This is a genomic window from Xanthomonas cannabis pv. cannabis (assembly GCF_000802365.1).
Lineage (GTDB): Bacteria > Pseudomonadota > Gammaproteobacteria > Xanthomonadales > Xanthomonadaceae > Xanthomonas > Xanthomonas cannabis.
Genome location: NZ_JSZE01000076.1, coordinates 1 through 15,748 on the forward strand (window position 1 = coordinate 1; position 15,748 = coordinate 15,748).

General features: G+C 66.4%; 13 protein-coding genes. 2 read left to right on the forward strand and 11 right to left on the reverse strand.

The window, feature by feature from the left end; genetic code table 11:
* The 11 genes from OZ10_RS13430 to OZ10_RS13480 all read right to left on the reverse strand — a co-directional run.
* Positions 1 to 1,584 (reverse strand): BatD family protein (locus OZ10_RS13430; RefSeq protein WP_039565388.1); only part of this gene is annotated, 1,584 nt, incomplete at its 3' end.
* Positions 1,581 to 3,404: a tetratricopeptide repeat protein gene (locus OZ10_RS13435; protein ID WP_039565390.1), complete on the reverse strand. Its 1,824-nt coding sequence runs from the start codon at positions 3,402 to 3,404 to the stop codon at positions 1,581 to 1,583. The genes OZ10_RS13430 and OZ10_RS13435, both read right to left, overlap by 4 nt.
* On the reverse strand, positions 3,401 to 4,408 hold the full coding sequence (locus tag OZ10_RS13440) for a vWA domain-containing protein (RefSeq protein WP_039565391.1): 1,008 nt from the start codon (positions 4,406 to 4,408) through the stop codon (positions 3,401 to 3,403). Before OZ10_RS13440 ends, OZ10_RS13435 begins: the two co-directional genes overlap by 4 nt.
* Positions 4,405 to 4,866 (reverse strand): DUF4381 domain-containing protein, encoded by a 462-nt coding sequence (locus OZ10_RS13445; protein ID WP_039565392.1) that lies wholly within the window; start codon positions 4,864 to 4,866, stop codon positions 4,405 to 4,407. Before OZ10_RS13445 ends, OZ10_RS13440 begins: the two co-directional genes overlap by 4 nt.
* A 2-nt stretch (positions 4,867 to 4,868) precedes the next feature.
* Positions 4,869 to 5,831, reverse strand: coding sequence for a DUF58 domain-containing protein (locus OZ10_RS13450; RefSeq protein WP_039565393.1), 963 nt, complete (start codon positions 5,829 to 5,831; stop codon positions 4,869 to 4,871).
* Positions 5,832 to 5,853: 22 nt separating this feature from the next.
* Entirely contained in the window at positions 5,854 to 6,873 is a 1,020-nt protein-coding gene (locus OZ10_RS13455) for an AAA family ATPase (RefSeq protein WP_039409936.1), read from the reverse strand.
* Between the two features lie 264 nt (positions 6,874 to 7,137).
* Positions 7,138 to 9,081, reverse strand: coding sequence for a type IV pilus secretin PilQ (locus tag OZ10_RS13460; RefSeq protein WP_039409933.1), 1,944 nt, complete (start codon positions 9,079 to 9,081; stop codon positions 7,138 to 7,140).
* A 19-nt stretch (positions 9,082 to 9,100) separates the two neighbouring features.
* Complete coding sequence (locus OZ10_RS13465; protein WP_011038332.1) at positions 9,101 to 9,634, reverse strand: pilus assembly protein PilP; 534 nt, start codon at positions 9,632 to 9,634, stop codon at positions 9,101 to 9,103.
* A complete protein-coding gene (locus tag OZ10_RS13470) occupies positions 9,631 to 10,296 on the reverse strand; it encodes a type IV pilus inner membrane component PilO (RefSeq protein WP_039409926.1) in 666 nt (221 codons plus the stop codon). Before OZ10_RS13470 ends, OZ10_RS13465 begins: the two co-directional genes overlap by 4 nt.
* On the reverse strand, positions 10,293 to 11,057 hold the full coding sequence (locus tag OZ10_RS13475; RefSeq protein WP_039565398.1) for a PilN domain-containing protein: 765 nt from the start codon (positions 11,055 to 11,057) through the stop codon (positions 10,293 to 10,295). Before OZ10_RS13475 ends, OZ10_RS13470 begins: the two co-directional genes overlap by 4 nt.
* Positions 11,057 to 12,115 (reverse strand): pilus assembly protein PilM, encoded by a 1,059-nt coding sequence (locus OZ10_RS13480; RefSeq protein WP_039409920.1) that lies wholly within the window; start codon positions 12,113 to 12,115, stop codon positions 11,057 to 11,059. Before OZ10_RS13480 ends, OZ10_RS13475 begins: the two co-directional genes overlap by 1 nt.
* Before the next feature lie 216 nt (positions 12,116 to 12,331).
* On the opposite strand from OZ10_RS13480, the gene OZ10_RS13485 reads away from it, so the two are divergent.
* Both OZ10_RS13485 and OZ10_RS13490 read left to right on the forward strand, forming a co-directional pair.
* Entirely contained in the window at positions 12,332 to 14,758 is a 2,427-nt protein-coding gene (locus OZ10_RS13485) for a penicillin-binding protein 1A (protein WP_039565401.1), read from the forward strand.
* 243 nt (positions 14,759 to 15,001) lie between these two features.
* The gene (locus tag OZ10_RS13490; protein WP_039409914.1) at positions 15,002 to 15,652 is read left to right on the forward strand and encodes a hypothetical protein; all 651 of its coding nucleotides are present in this window, start codon (positions 15,002 to 15,004) and stop codon (positions 15,650 to 15,652) included.
* Positions 15,653 to 15,748: the final 96 nt, after the last annotated feature.

Genomic DNA, 15,748 nt, shown 5'->3' on the forward strand with positions numbered 1-15,748 from the left:
GGGATCGGCCAAGGCGGCCAATACGCTGTCGATATCGGCCACACCGGCCATGCCGCAGAGCACGTTTGCCACATCGTCCATGCCGCCACTGTCCAGCGCGCGGCGCAGCTCGGCCACGCCATGGGTTGCACGCTTGCCGGGCGTGGGCGCGTCGCCGACGGTGGCCTCGGCAGCACTGCGTGCCGCGCCGCGCCGGCGCCGCAACGCCCATACCAACGTCACCACCCACAACACCGCAAAGCCTGCGGCGGCGGCCATCCATCCCCATGGCCGTTGCGTAGCTGGCGACGGCTGCTGCTGCAACGTCAGCGCACTGGCTGTTGGCGCAGGCGCCGCGTTGTTGCTTGCCGGGCTGCCTGTCGGCGCAGGTGCCGGGGCCGGTGCCGCAAAGGCCCCGCTGCCCGCCGCAACATCCAATGTCAGATCCGGCACCGCTGCGGTCTTGGCCGCGCCTGCGCCGACATCCCACCAGGCCACCTGCAGCCCAGGCACGACCAGCGGGCCGGCGCGGTTGGGCACGATCGAATAGCGGCGCGTCAGGCGCAGCTGCGGCGAGCCGTCCACAAAGCGTTCTTCGTATTGCGCCGGCTCGGCGAACACCTGCGCATCGGGCACGCTTGGCGTGGGCAACTCGGGGAACTGCGCCTGGGTGGCGCCGCGCGCGCTGGCTTCCACCATGAACTGCGTCGCTTCCCCGGCAGTGGCGCGTTGCGGCGTGGCCGTGTAGCGCAACTGCAGGCTGCGCAGCGGCAGCCAGGGCTGCGGCGCGTTGGCCGGCTGGGCGCGCACCTGCAGCGGAATGCTGGCGCTGCGCGCGCTCAGCTCACCGTTGCCGCGACCGAAATAATCGTCGAAGAATCCACCGACCGATCGCCCGTTGAATCGCGCCGGGGGCAGCACCAGCCGGCCGCTGCGCTCGGGCACCAGCAGATAGCGCCGCTCCACCACGTTGTACTGGCGGCCGTTGACCAGCTTGACCGAACTGACGTCATCGCCAATGCGTTGCAGCGACGCGCCATCGGGCGCTTCCAGATCCAGCTCGCCCGATGCCAGTTGATTGGCAAAGTACAAGCGCACCACCACCCCCACGCTCTGCTGCACATAGGGCTGCGGGTCGTCCACCCGGGTCTCGACGAAAGCCTCTTCATTGCCCTGCGCCGCACTCGGCCCGCCGGCAGCGCCGCTGGAACTGCTGGCGGCATCGTTCGCCGCTCCAACCACCTGCAGGCGCAGCGGCTCGGTGCGCTCATTGCCAACCCGTATCGCCGGCACGATCAGTTCACCACTCTTGCGCGGTGTCAGCACCACACCGAACAGGGCACGCACCGTCACCGAACCGTTGGTCACCTGCATCTGCTGATTGGCGCTCTTGGCGCCCAGCGAAAAATCATTGCGCAGCGGCGTGTAGTCCGGATCGACGCCGCGTTGGTCGGTTTCGATGTTCAACATCACCACGTCGCCAGCATTGGCGCTATCGCGATCAAGCCACGCGCGCGTGACCGCACCCGCTGGTGCGCCAACCAGCAGCATCATGCAGGCCAGCATGCCGATCGCCGCGCGGCGCAAGTGGTGTCTGCCGATCATCGTCCGGCCCGTTGCCTGCGTTCGTATTCCAGCCTGAATTTGGTCCGCAGCAAGCTGCCCGGATCGTCCGGTACCCGCCGCAACCAGGCATCCACCGCCTGGCGTTGCTCGCGTTGCTGCGGCGTCTCGCTTGCGGTGGCGGGCTCCTGCTTGCCGCCTGCGTCCGTCTGTTTGTCGCCCGCCTGCGCCATGGTTTGTTGCATCTTGCGACGCTGCGCCTCATCGGCCTGCTGCTGCGCCCTGGCATCGGCAGACTGCGGTGGCGTGTCCTGCCTGCTCTGCTCGCCTTGCCCGTTTTTGGACTGCGCATCCTGCGACTTGCCGTCCTGCGGGGTCTGCGCGTCGGAGGGCTGCTGCTTGCCGTCCTGCGGCTTCTGCCCGGCCTGGCCGGACTGCGCGTCCTGCTGATTCTGGCCCGTCTGCTGTTGCCCGTTTCCATCCTGGCCGGATTGTTTCTGATCCTTGGACTGGCTCTTGCCGTCCCGACCTTTGCCGTCCTTGTTGTCCTGCTGCTGACGCTTGCGCGCCGCGTCGACTGCCGCGCGATTGGCGATCGCATCCTGCTGGTTGGGATGTTGCTTGAGCACGCGATCGTAGGCTGCAATTGCCTCGTCGTAGCGGCCCTGGCGCGCCAGCGCATTGCCCAGGTTGTACAAGCCCTCGTCGGTCGGCACCGCTTCGAACGCCTTCTGCGCAGCGGCAAAGTCCCCTTTGCGATACGCCTGCACCCCGGCATCCAGACGCTGTTGCTGCACCTGATCGGCACGCTGCCACAAGGTGCCGTCCGCTGCCCGTGCAGGCTGCGCCAGCGGCAACATGCACACCAGCGCCAGCACCGCCACAACCGCGCGCCGGCGAAACGCCAGAAGCGCCAGAAGCATCACCGGCATCACCAGCCAGTAACCCTCATCGAGCCAGGTCTTGCCGCCGCCGGCTTCGGCCGCCTCATCGGCAAGCGGCTGCTGGGCAGGATCGAGCACCCCCAGCGCCTCCAGGTCCGAGTCGTCCGGGGCAATGCGCGCATAGCGCCCACCACCCTGACCGGCGAGATCGCGCAGGCGGCCCTCGTCGAGTCTTGCCTGGGCGATCTCGCCGCTGCCGGTGCGGTAAGCGGCACCACGCACACTGCCGATGCCCAGGGCGGAGACATGGAACCCGCGTGCGCGTGCGGTGCGGGCAGCGCTTTCTGCCGACCCATCGGCACTGTCGCTGACCACCAGAATGTCGCCCTGTTTGAAGCCGGCCTGCTGCAGCAACCGGCTCGCCGCCGTGATCGCCCGATCGGCGCGTTTGCCATCGACCGGCATCACCGACGGCGACAGCGCATCCAGAAACACGGCCACGTTGGCGGCGTCCTGCGTCAGGGGCGCGACGGTGAAACTTTCGCCGGCATAGACCAGCAATGCCACATCGCCACCGGCACGCTTGCGCAGCAACGTGGCCAGCTTCGCGCGCGCCTGGAGCAGGCGCGAGGGCGGCAGGTCGGTGGCGAGGCTGCTGGAGGACAGATCCAGCACCACCACCAACGGCATGCTGGATTGAAACACCGGGCGCTCGGTCTGCCGCCAGCTCGGCCCGCTCATCGCCACCACCGCCAGCGCGTAAGTCAGCGCGGCCAGCACGAAACCCAGCCATCCGCGCCGCCCGCCGGCCACCAGCAAGGCCGGCAACAGGTGCGCGTCCACGCTGTGACGCCACACATCGGCACTGCGCCGGCGTACGTGCCACAGCAGCGCCGCCGGCACGATCGCCAGCAAGGCCCACAGCCAGTCGGGGCGCAACAGATGCAACGCTGCCAGCAATTCGGTGGGCGCGCTCATCGCCATCTCCGCGGCAACACGTACGCGAGCAACGCGATCACCATGGCTGCGCCCAAGGGCCAGTAGTAGCGTTCGACCCGCGGCTGCACCGACGGACCCAAGGCCTTCACCGGCTCCAGGCGATCGAGTTCGGCGTAGATGCCCGCCAGCTCTTCGGTATCGCGGGCACGGAAAAAACGTCCGCCAGTTTGCTCGGCAATCTTGCGCAGCCCATCCTCGTCGATATCGTCGTTGCCGCCAGCCGGAATCGGCACGCCGAACAGCGAGTAGCCTCCACTGCCTCCGAAAGCGATGGTGTGCACACGCACGCCCTCGGCCTTGGCCAGTTCGGCCGCCTTCAATGGATTGAGCACCCCGGCGGTGTTGACGCCATCGGTGAGCAGGACCACCACCCGCTGGCCCTGCTTCTGCTCGCGCAGCCGCTTCACCGACAACGCGATCGCATCGCCGATCGCAGTCTCGCGCCCGGCCAGCCCCACCACGCTGTCGGCCAGCTGGTCGCGTACGGAGGTCAGATCCGCAGTCAGCGGGGTCAGTGCATACGCGCGCTGGCCGAACACCAGCAAGCCGACGCGATCGCCGTCGCGCCGATCCAGAAAGTCCGACAGCACCGCCTTGGCGGCGGTGAGGCGATCGACCACGTTGCCACCGAGCACCATGTCCGGCTCGCTCATGCTGCCGGACAGATCCACCGCCAGCATCATCTGCCGTGCTTCGCGCGGCGGCTGGATCACCTCGCCCAGCTGCTGCGGACGCGCCAGCGCGGCGCACAACAAGAACCAGCCCAGCCACGCCAGCCAGCGCGGCATGCGCAACGACGGCGCGCGTTGCGCCTGGGCCACCGCATGCAGCTGATCGGCATACGGCACACGCAGCGCCGCAGACTCCTGGCCGCGCTGCGGCCAGAACCACATCAGCAGCGGCAGCGGCATCAACCACCACGCCCATGGCCAGGCGCAATGCGCCAGCGCGTCCTGCCACTGCGACCACTGCAGCCAGTTCATCGCTGGCCCCGCATCAGACCCAGAAACCGGGCGCGCGCCAGTGCCTGCACCGCGTCCAGGTCGGCCACCGCCGGGGCGCGCTGAAATCCGCCGTCGAGCAGCGCGCGACCCGGCCCTTGCGAAAATGCGCGCGTCTTGCTGTTGCGGCCATCCAGAAACTGCAGCCAGGCATCGCCCTGCAACCGATCGGCCTGCGCATCGACGCTCCGCGCCGCGCGGCGCAGCAGCGCCGACAGTGCTGCCAGACGCTGCACAGGCGTTGCGGCACGCTGCAGCTCTGCATCGAAGGCCGCCAGCCAGCGACGTTGCCGTTGGCGGCGACGCCACCACCAGCACCACACACCGGCCAGCACCAGCACGACTGCCGCGATCAGCAGCCAACAGCCAGGCGCCAGCGGCCACCACGGCGGCGGCGGCGGCAGATGAACATCGCGCAGCGGCAGTGCCTGCGGGCTCATCGTCATGCGCCCCGCACGGGGGCGCCGCCGCCCAGCCACGCGTCGCTGGCATCGTCGGTGGACAGGCGATGCACGCGTACGCCGCGCGATTGCAGCAGTGTGGCCAGCTGCTCCAGCGGCGCGACGAACTCGGCCTGCCAGCGCGCGCGCGCAGCTTGGCTGGCAAGATCCACCGCAATGCGCTCACCGCGCACATCGAAACTCAGGGCGCGGGCTGGCGGCGACAGCTCCAGCGGGTCGACCAGCACGATCACCACCACCTCGTGATGCAATGCCAGCCCGGACCAGCGCGTTGCGGAGATCCGGCTTGCACTGCGCGCATCGGCAAGCACGGTCAGGCGCGCGCCTGGCCGCAGGAGCCGCGCCGCATGATCCAGGGCGACCTCCAACCCGGCGTCGCCAGCAGGCGGCTGCGCATACCAGCGCGCCAGGGCATCGAGCACCGGCAGCACACCGCGCTGCCCCGACCGCGGCGCGATCGGCGCCTCGCTGGCGGTGCCGCGCAAGGCCGCGACACGGTCGCCCTGCCGCTGCGCCAGCCATGCCGCCACGGCGCCGGCACGGGCGGCCTGCACCGACTTGTAACGCACGCGGGTGCCGAAGAAGAGTGCGGGCGAGGTGTCTGCCACGATCAGGCTCAAGCGCTCGCGCTCGGCCTGAAACAGCTTGGTATGCGCCCGCCCGGTGCGCGCGGTGACGCGCCAATCGATATGCCGCGCATCGTCACCGGCCACGTACTCGCGCGACTCGGCATATTCCATCCCACGCCCGCGCGTGGCGGCCGGCACCGGCCCCACCAGCCCATGCCGGCCACGCCCAGGTTGCCCGCGATGCTGCACGGTGCCGCGCAACGCGATCAACTCGGCAAGGCTGGGGCGCAGGCCGTCACCGGCCACGGCAGCCGGTGGGTTCGCTGAGGGGAAGGACGGAATCGAAGACATCGGGCTCGGGCGGGAGGGCGGCATACCTCGGTAGCACGCTGCCCGATCAGGGCAGCGGAATCTTGTCCAGCAACGCGGCGACCAGGCGCTCGCCATCCCACCCTTCGGCGGTGGCTTCGTAGCTGGGCAATACGCGGTGGCGCAGCACGTCCGGCGCAATGGCCCGGATGTCGTCGGGGGTGACGTAGTCGCGCCCGGCCAGCCACGCACGCGCACGCGCGCACCGCTCCAGGGCGATCGAACCGCGTGGGCTCGCGCCCCAGGCGATGCGCCGCGCCAATGCCGGGTCGTAGCGCTGCGGATCGCGCGAGGCCAGCACGATCTCGATCAGGTACCGCTCAAGCTGCGGCGCCAGGTGCACATCCAGTACCACGCGGCGTGCGGCGAAGACGTCGTCCAACGGAATCCTGTCGGGGACGGTCTCGTGCTTTTCCAGGGTGTCGCGGGCCGCCTCGCGCGCCAGACGCAGGATTTCCGCCTCGGCATCGGCCTGCGGGTAGCCAATGCGCACATGCATCAGGAAGCGGTCCAACTGCGCTTCGGGCAGCGGGAACGTGCCCTCCTGCTCGATCGGATTCTGTGTCGCCATCACCAGGAACAGCTGCGGCAGCGCGTACGTATGCCGGCCAACGGTCACCTGACGTTCGCCCATCGCCTCCAGCAGCGCCGACTGCACCTTGGCCGGCGCACGATTGATCTCGTCGGCCAGCAGGATGGGGTGGAAGATCGGCCCCGGCATGAACTCGAACCGGCTGTCCTGCGGCCGCCAGATCTCGGTACCGGTCAGATCGGCGGGCAACAGATCCGGGGTGAACTGCACCCGCGCAAAATCCGTTTCCAGCCGCGAGGCCAGCGCGCGGATTGCGGTGGTTTTGGCCAGGCCCGGCGCGCCCTCCACCAGCAGATGGCCATCGGCCAGCAGGGCGATCAACAACCGTTCCACAAGCGCGGACTGGCCGACGATGCGCTGCGCCAGCGACTCGCGCAGCGAGGTGAATTGACGATGCAGCCGGTCCTCGGCGGGCGCGGCGGCGGCTTCTGGCGGGAGGAGCGGCGGTGCGTTCATAGGCCCAGTGTGACCGATTCGAACGCGATTGGTTCACCGCAGGGCTTTAAGAGGTTCAGGGAGTGACGGGGGTCAAGCTCACCTCGGGCCAGCCAAGCTACCTTTGATCGGCGGGGACCACATCGCAGCCGTCTTCGATCACGCATGGCGGATAGCCCATCAATCCGGCATGCATTGCGAGCTTCTGCGTTTGCGTCGGACTTTGCGCACAAGAAGTGAAAAAGAAGGCCGCTTGCGCGGCCCTCCTGTCGGTGTCCAGTGCCGTTACCGCGCTGCGCTTGCGACCCGCAGCACTTTCGGGGTAACAAAGACCAGCAGCTCGGCCTTTTCCTTGCTGCGGCCGCGCTTCTTGAACAAATTACCCAAGAACGGGATGTCGCCCAGGAACGGCACCTTCGACACGCTCTCGCGGTCCGTGAATTCGTAAACGCCACCGATCACAACCGTTTCGCCATCGGCCACAAGCACAGCCGTATTGACTTCGCGACGGTTGATTTCCGGCACAGTGCCGTATTGCGGCAGATCAATGAATCGAGCGACTTCATCCTTCTTCACATTCATGTTGAGGAAGACGCGATTGTCGTTGGTAATTGTCGGCGTGACTTTTAGCTCAAGGAGGACTTCTTTGAACTGCACGTTGGCTTGCGAACCGCCGCCGGCGACACCGGCACCGCTGATGGTTACATAGCCGATCTCCCGGCCCTGCTTGATTACGCCTTCACGCTGATTGGCCGTCACGATGCGCGGATTCGAAACGACCTCACCGCGACCTTCCTCCTGCATCGCCGACAGCTCGATGTCCAGGTTGAAATGTGAGCCCAACAGCGTGTAAGCAAGACCCGCGGCGCCGCTGTTCGTGAAACCACCAGCTCCAAGATCAACGTTCAGGCCGGATGGAAACAGATGAGCTGGCAACGTTGTCTGCGTACCACCATTGGCGATTTCCAGACCAGCTTGCGCAGAGGTATTGAGGTAGTTGACATTGCTTTCCAGCGAACCGCTCAAGATGCCCCGACCCGTTGCACCGGTGACACCAAAGCGCGCGCCAAGGTCGCGCGCAAACGTATCGGTAGCAATCACGATGCGGCTTTCAATCAGGACCTGATCCACCGGGCGATCAATATGCGAAATCAATTCGCGCATCTGCGCGACCTTTTTCGGAATATCGCTGATCATCAAAGTGTTGGTACGTTCATCAGCAACCAAACGTCCGCGTGGCGACAAAAAGCCATTATCTTGCTGACCGGCACCACCTTGTCCGCCTTGCCCACCACCGCCACCACCGCCAATCCCCTTGGCCTCTGTCAGCGCCTTAAAGATCACCGCCGCATTGTGGTAATTGATCTGCACATAATCGGTGATCAGATCCTCGCGGTTCTCGATCGCGATACGGGCGTCTTCCTTGTCCTGCTCGAACTTGGCCAGCTCCGGCTGCGGGGCGACCCAGACCACGCCGCCATCGCGGCGCTTGTCCAGGCCCTTGGCGCGCAGCACGATGTCCAGCGCCTGGTCCCACGGCACGTTCATCAGGCGCAGGGTGACGTTGCCCTGCACGGTGTCGGAGGCGACGATGTTGAGGTTGGACTCTTCGGCGATCAGCTGCAGCACGGTGCGCACCGGCACGTCCTGGAAGTTGAACGTCACCGGGCGACCACTGTAGCCGCGCGCGGCAATCTGCGCGGCGGCCTGGGTGACCGACGCGGCGCTCACGCCGCCAACGGCCGGCTGGCCCTTGCGCGGAGTGATTTCCACCACGTATTCGTTACCGGTCTGGTAGGCCAGCGAATCGAAGGCGCCCTTGGTCGACAGCACCAGCTGCGAGCCGGAACCGGACGGCTTGACCTCCACCCGCTGCACCGGCGTGGCGAAGTCGGTGACGTTGAGCGGGCGCTGCAGCTCGGGCGGCAGCTTTGCGTTGCTGATGTCCACCAGCACGCTGTCGCCCTGCGTGCGCAGATCGGGACTGGCGCCCTGCCCGTCAAACTTCAGGATCAGGCGGCCCGCACCATCGTCACCGCGTTTGAAATCGATCTTGGACACCGCCAGGCTCGCCGGAGCGGTCTTGGCAGGGTCCTGCGCGGGCTGCGTCAGCGCGGCGGCGGCAAACGCGCTGCCGCCGGCCAGCGCCAGCGCACATCCCAACGCGCAGGCCTGGAGCATCGCGTGGCGTCGAACCGGACGCAGCCGCTGGGCATTGGAAAACGTCATCGTGCTATCCCCTATCACTTTATTGATCATCCAATGCGAGCGCGGCCGGCCGTTCAAGCCATCCACCCGCACCGTCCGGCACAAGTTCAATCAGCTCGATGCGGTCTTCGTAGACCCCGGTCACCCGGCCATCGCTCTGTCCCAGATACACACCCGGCCGCACGCGGTAGGTCACCTTGTCCGGTGCCATCACCAGCGCGATCAGACCCGAGCCGCCCCCAATGGTCCCCACCATGTCGAGCGCGTCGAGCGGGAAGGCCTCCAACGGTTCCTTGCGCCGGTTCGGATCCGGACGCGTGCCGTTGCCGCCTTCCGCACTGACCCAGGCGTCGCTGAACGGGTCGCGCATCACCTGCGCGGCATATTCGAACGTCTCGAACTGCTGCATCACCGGCAATGGCTCCAGCGGCGGCGCAGGACGCGCGCGCACCTCAGCCACCCAGGCTTCCAGATTCGGCGCATCGCCCGGGGTGCTGGTCACCCCGCGCGTGCACGCCGGCAATACAGCAATTAGCGCCACGCAGGACAAGATCTTGAGCAGTTTCATGGTCATTGGCCGCCCTTCTTCGCCGCGTCGGCCGCCGCCTTCTCCTGCTCGGCCATTTCCTCATCGTCCAGATAACGATAGGTCTTGACCGTGCCGGACAGCTCCAGCGCGCCGCGCGGTGTGATGCCAGCCTTGGCATCCTTGGGCTTGAGGTTGATGTCGTGCATGGTCAGGATCACCACGCGCGGCAGCGATGCCACGCCGCTGACAAAGGCGCCGAACTGGTGGTAGCTGCCCACCATGCGCAGGGCGATCGGCTTCTCGGCGTAGAACTCCTTCGGCGATTCCGGTCCCGGCTGGAACAGCTCGTTGGACAGGCCGCTGGACAACGCGGTCTGCGAGATATCGATGATCAGATCCGGCATTTCGGTCTTGCTGGGCAGCTGACGCAGCATCTGCTGCAGCACCTGCTCCATCTGCGCGAGCTGCTGCTTGAGCGGCTCCAGATTCACCGCCCGCCCCTGCTGGGTCTCGAACTCGGTGCGCAGCTGGGATTCGGTGCCTTCCAGCCCTTCCAGCTCATCGCGCTTGCCGCTGATCAACAGGAACCAGGCCAGCACCAGGATGAACAGGCCAACCACCACGCAGAACACGATGCGTGCCTGCTGCGGCCAACCGCCGATGTTGTTGAAGTCCAGATCACTGAGCTTGAATGATTTCTTACTCATGACGCCGCCCCCTCCTGCGGCCGATTGGCGGGCGCCGGTGCTGCCTGCGTCGGTGCAGGCGCCGCGGCCGGCGACGTTGCGGGCGTAGGCGCCGCTGGAGCAGCAGGCGCGGCACCGGCAGGTGCTGCATCCGGCGCGGCCGGATCCACTACGCCCGGCGTAGTGCCGTTCTTGTCAGCCTCGTTCGGGTTGGCCAGCTTGACCTTGAGCGTGAACACGTACGGCAGCGTCTTGGTGTCCATCGACGAGGTGGCAGGCTGCCCGGCCTTGTCCTGGCTCTTGGCCTCGATGATCGACAGGTCCGGATTGGTCATCCAGCCCGAACCTTCGAGGTTGCGCATGTAGGCACTGACGCGGGCGTTGGATTGCGAGCGGCCTTCCAGTGTCAGGATGTCGCCGTCCTGCTTGATGTTGGTCAGCGCCACGCCATCGGGAATGGTGCGCACCAGCGAATCGAACAGGTGCACCATCTGCGAGCGGTTGGCCTGCAGCTCCTCGATCACCTTCTTGCGCGCAAGCAGGCGGTCCTTCTTCTTGTCGAGTTCCTTGATCTCTTCGTTCTGCGCCTTGACCTTGTCGATCTCGGTGGTCAGGAACGCATTGCGCTCGGTCTGGCCGGTGATCTGCGCGTCGTAGTAGAACCAGATCAAGGCCGACAACAGCACGCCGCCCAATGCGGCGAAGCCCAGCATCGAATAGAACTCGCGCTCGCGCGCCTTCCGGCGCTCGGCGCGCCAGGGCAATAGATTGATTCTTGCCATCAGTCAAAGCTCCTCAGGGCCAGGCCGGTGGCGATCATCAAGGCGGGCGCATCCAGCGCCAGCGCATGGGCCTGAACCTTCGGGCCCAGCGTCATCTGTGCGAGCGGGTTGGCGACCACGGTGGTCACGCCCAGCTGCTCTTCCACCATCTCCGGCAGGCGTGACAGCGCGGCGCACCCGCCGGCCAGCACGATGCAGTCGACGCGGTTGAATTCGCTGCCGGCATAGAAGAACTGCAGCAAACGGCTGATCTGCTGCACCGTCGCTTCCTTGAACGGCTCCAGCACTTCGACCTCGTAGCTCTCCGGCAGCCCGCCCTGGCGCTTGGCCAGCCCGGCTTCTTCGTAGGTCAGGCCATAACGGCGCATCACTTCGTCGGTGAGCTGCTTGCCGCCGAACACCTGTTCGCGGCTGTACAGGCTGCGCCCGGAGCGCAGCACGCTGAGCGTGGTCATGGTGGCGCCGATGTCGACCAGCGCAACCACCGCATCGGCGGCGACCGGCAGTTCGCTGGCGACCAGGGCGAACGCGTTTTCGACCGCGAAGGCCTCCACGTCCATCACCTTGGCGGTCAGGCCACCCAGTTCCAGCGCCGACTGGCGCAGTTCCACGTTTTCCGAGCGCGAGGCGGCCAGCAGCACCTGGACCATGTCCGGGCTGTTGGGCATCGGGCCCAGCACCTCGAAATCGAGATTCACTTCCTCGATCGGGTACGGAATGTAATTGGTGGCTTCCAGTTCGACCTGGGCCTCCATGTCGCTGTCGTCCAGATCGGCCGGCATCGGGATCAGCTTGGTGATCACCGCCGAGCCAGCCACGGCAGCTGCCGCGTTCTTGGCCTTGCTGCCGGAACGGTTGATGGCGCGGCGAATGGCTTCGCCGACCGCCTCCACTTCGACGATGTTCTTTTCCACCACCGCATTTGGCGGCAACGGTTCAACCGCGTAGTGCTCCACGCGGAAACGATTCCCGCTGCGCGACAGCTGCAACAGCTTGACCGCAGTGGAACTGATATCGACACCAATCAGTGGCGACTGACTCTTGGGTAAAAGCCCCACGGTAACTCCCCTGCCGACGGGCACTTGGACGCATGTCTGCGCCCTCGTATTAATAATCAAATTTTAACAGTTGACAAGCCCTTCACGCGCAAGGCAATGACCTCGCGACCGTGACCCCCTTGCTGTCTTCTGCGATCCCCAGAGTTCGGCCCCAGCCAAACCCGGCGTCATCTATACTCTGTGACCAAGAAATCTGCAATCGGAATCTCTCTGTACATGCCCCGTATTCGCCGTTGGCTGGGCTGGATCCTGGCCGCGCTCGTCGTGCTCGCACTGCTTGGCGCTATCGCTGCCGGCGGCCTGTATTACGCCATTTCCTCGAAGTTGCCCGATGTGCAGTCGCTCAAGCAGGTCGAGCTGCAGGAGCCGATGTACGTGTATGCCAGCGATGGCCGCCTGATGGCCGTGTATGGCGAGACCCGGCGCTATCCGATCCAGATGAAGGAGGTGCCGTTGCGGCTGAAGCAGGCCTTCCTGGCGACCGAGGACGCGCGCTTCTACGAGCACGGGGGCGTGGACTACAAGGGCATCGGCCGTGCGGTGTGGCTGCTGGCCACCACCGACGCCAAGCGCGTGCCGGGCGGCTCGACCATCACCCAGCAGGTGGCGCGGCAGTTCTTCCTCAGTTCCGAGTACAGCTACACCCGCAAGCTCGCCGAGATCCTGCTGGCACGCAAGATCGAGAGTGAGCTGAGCAAGGACGAGATCTTCGAGCTCTATCTCAACAAGAGCTTTTTCGGCAATCGCGCCTACGGCGTGGGTGCGGCCGCCGAGTACTACTTCGGCAAGAAGATGAGTGAGCTGAGCCTGGACGAGATGGCTTCGCTGGCCGGCATTCCCAAGTTCCCGTCCAGCGGCAACCCGATCAGCAACCCGGAACGCGCCCGCGAACGGCGCGACTACTACGTGCTGCAGCGCATGGCCGACCTGGGTTTCGTCAGCCAGGCCGAAGCCGATGCCGCCAAGGCGGTGCCGATGCATGCCAAGCCGCACGAGCCGCCGGTCGAGGTCTACGCGCCGTACGTGGCCGAACTGGTCCGCCAGGAGATGATCGCCAAGTACGGTGGCGATGTGCTCAACAAGGGCTACCACGTCACCACCACCATCGATGCCACCCTGCAGACCGGCGCGGACGCCGCCATCAACGACGGCCTGCGCCTGTACGACCATCGTCATGGCTGGCATGGCGTGGAGCAGCATGTCGACGTGGCCGCAGATGCCGACGCGCCGGCACTGGCCAAGCATCTGTCCGGGGTGTTCACCCAGGGCGGGCTGCGCCCGGTGATCGTGGCGCGCAGCAACCCCGACGGCGGCGTCACCGTCGTGCAACACGACAAGACCGAACTCACCCTGCCTGCCTCGGCCAGCCGCTGGACCGGCAGGACGCCCGCCAAGCTGCTGACACGCGGCGACCTGACCCGCATCCGGGCAGGCGAAAAGGACGGCGAGTGGATCATCGACCAGCTACCGCGTGGCCAGGCGGCCCTGGTGTCACTGGACGCCAACAGCGGCGCACTGCGCGCGCTGGTCGGCGGGTTCAGCTTTGCCGGCAACAAGTTCAATCGCGCCACCCAGGCACGCCGCCAGCCAGGCTCGAGTTTCAAGCCCTTCGTGTATGCGGCGGCCTTCGAAAAGGGCTTCAACCCGGCCTCGATCGTGCTGGATGCGCCGGTGGTGTTCCGCGACCGTCGCGGCAAGACCTGGTCGCCGCAGAACGATGGCGGCGGATTCCGCGGCCCGATGCGCCTGCGCGAGGCGCTGGTGCAGTCACGCAACCTGGTGTCGGTACGGCTGCTGGACGCGATCGGCGTCGATTTTGCACGCAAATACATCAGCCAGTTCGGCTTCCAGGAAGCGGAGCTGCCGCCCAACCTGTCGATGTCGCTGGGCACCGCGTCGCTGACCCCGCTCTCGGTGGCACGCGGCTATGCGGTGTTCGCCAACGGCGGCTCGCGCGTGGACACCTGGATCGTGGATGAGATCAAGGACCGCGACGGCAATGTCATCTTCAAGGAAGTGCCTGCCGTGGCCTGCCGCACCTGCGCGCTGCAGGGCGGCAATGTCGCCCCGGTCAGCCAGGTGGTGGACGGTTTCAACTTCGGCGCGCAGGCACCGGCAACACCGCCGGCACCGGTAGCCGATGCCGCACCCACGCCGGCAGACGCCGCGCCGGCACCGATTGCCGAAACCAAGATCGCCCCGCGCGCCATCGACGAGCGCACCGCCTACCAGTTGGTGTCGATGATGCGCGACGTGGTCCAGCGCGGTACCGGCACCGCGGCCAAGGTGCTCGGCCGCGAGGACGTCGGCGGCAAGACCGGTTCCACCAACGACCACCGCGATGCCTGGTTCTCCGGCTTCGGTGGCCCCTACGCCACCACCGTGTGGGTGGGCCGCGACGACTTCCGCTCGCTGGGCTATCGCGAATATGGCGGCAAGGCCGCCCTGCCGATCTGGATCGACTACATGCGCGTGGCACTCAAGGACAAGCCGATCGCCGCCAACGACCCGCCCGATGGCATGTCCCAGGCCACCATCAATGGCGCGGTCGAATGGGTCAAGAACGAGGACCTGGATCGCCTGCAGGATTACGACTACGGCCTGCAGGAGCAGCAGGACGAGAAGGCCTTCGATATTTTTTGAGGGCCGGGATTCGGGATTCGGGAATGGGGAATCGGAACAGCGGGACTGCTCCGGTTCCCCTTTTTCTTGGGCGGGTGAGGCAGGTGCAGTGACGCGAACAGGCAGCTGCCGTTTGTGGCTGATTGCCTGTTGAGCGAAGTCGGCAGTACGACGCGGTTCGTGCGCGACATGGCGCGACGCATTCGCCATGTCTTCATGCAGCTGTTGTAGAGTCGAGCCCAGGTTCATCAGGGGAGCCCGGTCATGCAACACGCACGCGAGCACGCCGATACACGCACCCGGGAGCGTCGCCATCGTCTGGCGCATGAGGCCGCCCGCCTGATGGCCGAGGGCGGGATTCGCGATTTTCATCAGGCCAAGCTCAAGGCCGCCAGCCGTCTCGGCATTCATGACGATGCCTCGTTGCCGCGCAACCGCGAGATCGAAGATGCCTTGCGCGAATACCAACGCTTGTTCGCCGGACCCGAGCACGGCGTGCGTCTACGCCAACGCCGCGAAGCAGCCGTGCGTGCACTGGAATTTCTCAGCCCGTTTCAGCCGCGACTGACCGGCCCGGTGCTGGACGGCACCGCCGATGCGAACGCGCCGGTGCAATTGCAGCTGCATAGCGACGATACGGATGCAGTGCAGCGGTTTCTGGAAGACCACCGCATTCCGGCCGAGGCGCGCACCCGCCGTCTGCGCCTGGATCGCGACCGCACTGGCGACTTCCCGGTGTGGCTGTTCAGTGCCGAGGAGCTCACCTTCGACCTGACCGTGCTGCCCTACGACGCGTTGCGGCAGGCACCGCTGTCGCAGCTGGACGAAAAACCGATGCCGCGCGCCTCGGCGGCGCAGGTGCGGCAACTGCTGGCCGATGACGAGCGCCAGGGTTACGTACAGCAACTGCCCTAAGCCGTACCGAACGCGCGGCGCCACCGGGCCCAGACGTGCAGGCCCAGTCACTCATCCGGCAGACCGCAAGCCACAACGCAAAACGCCCCGCGGTGC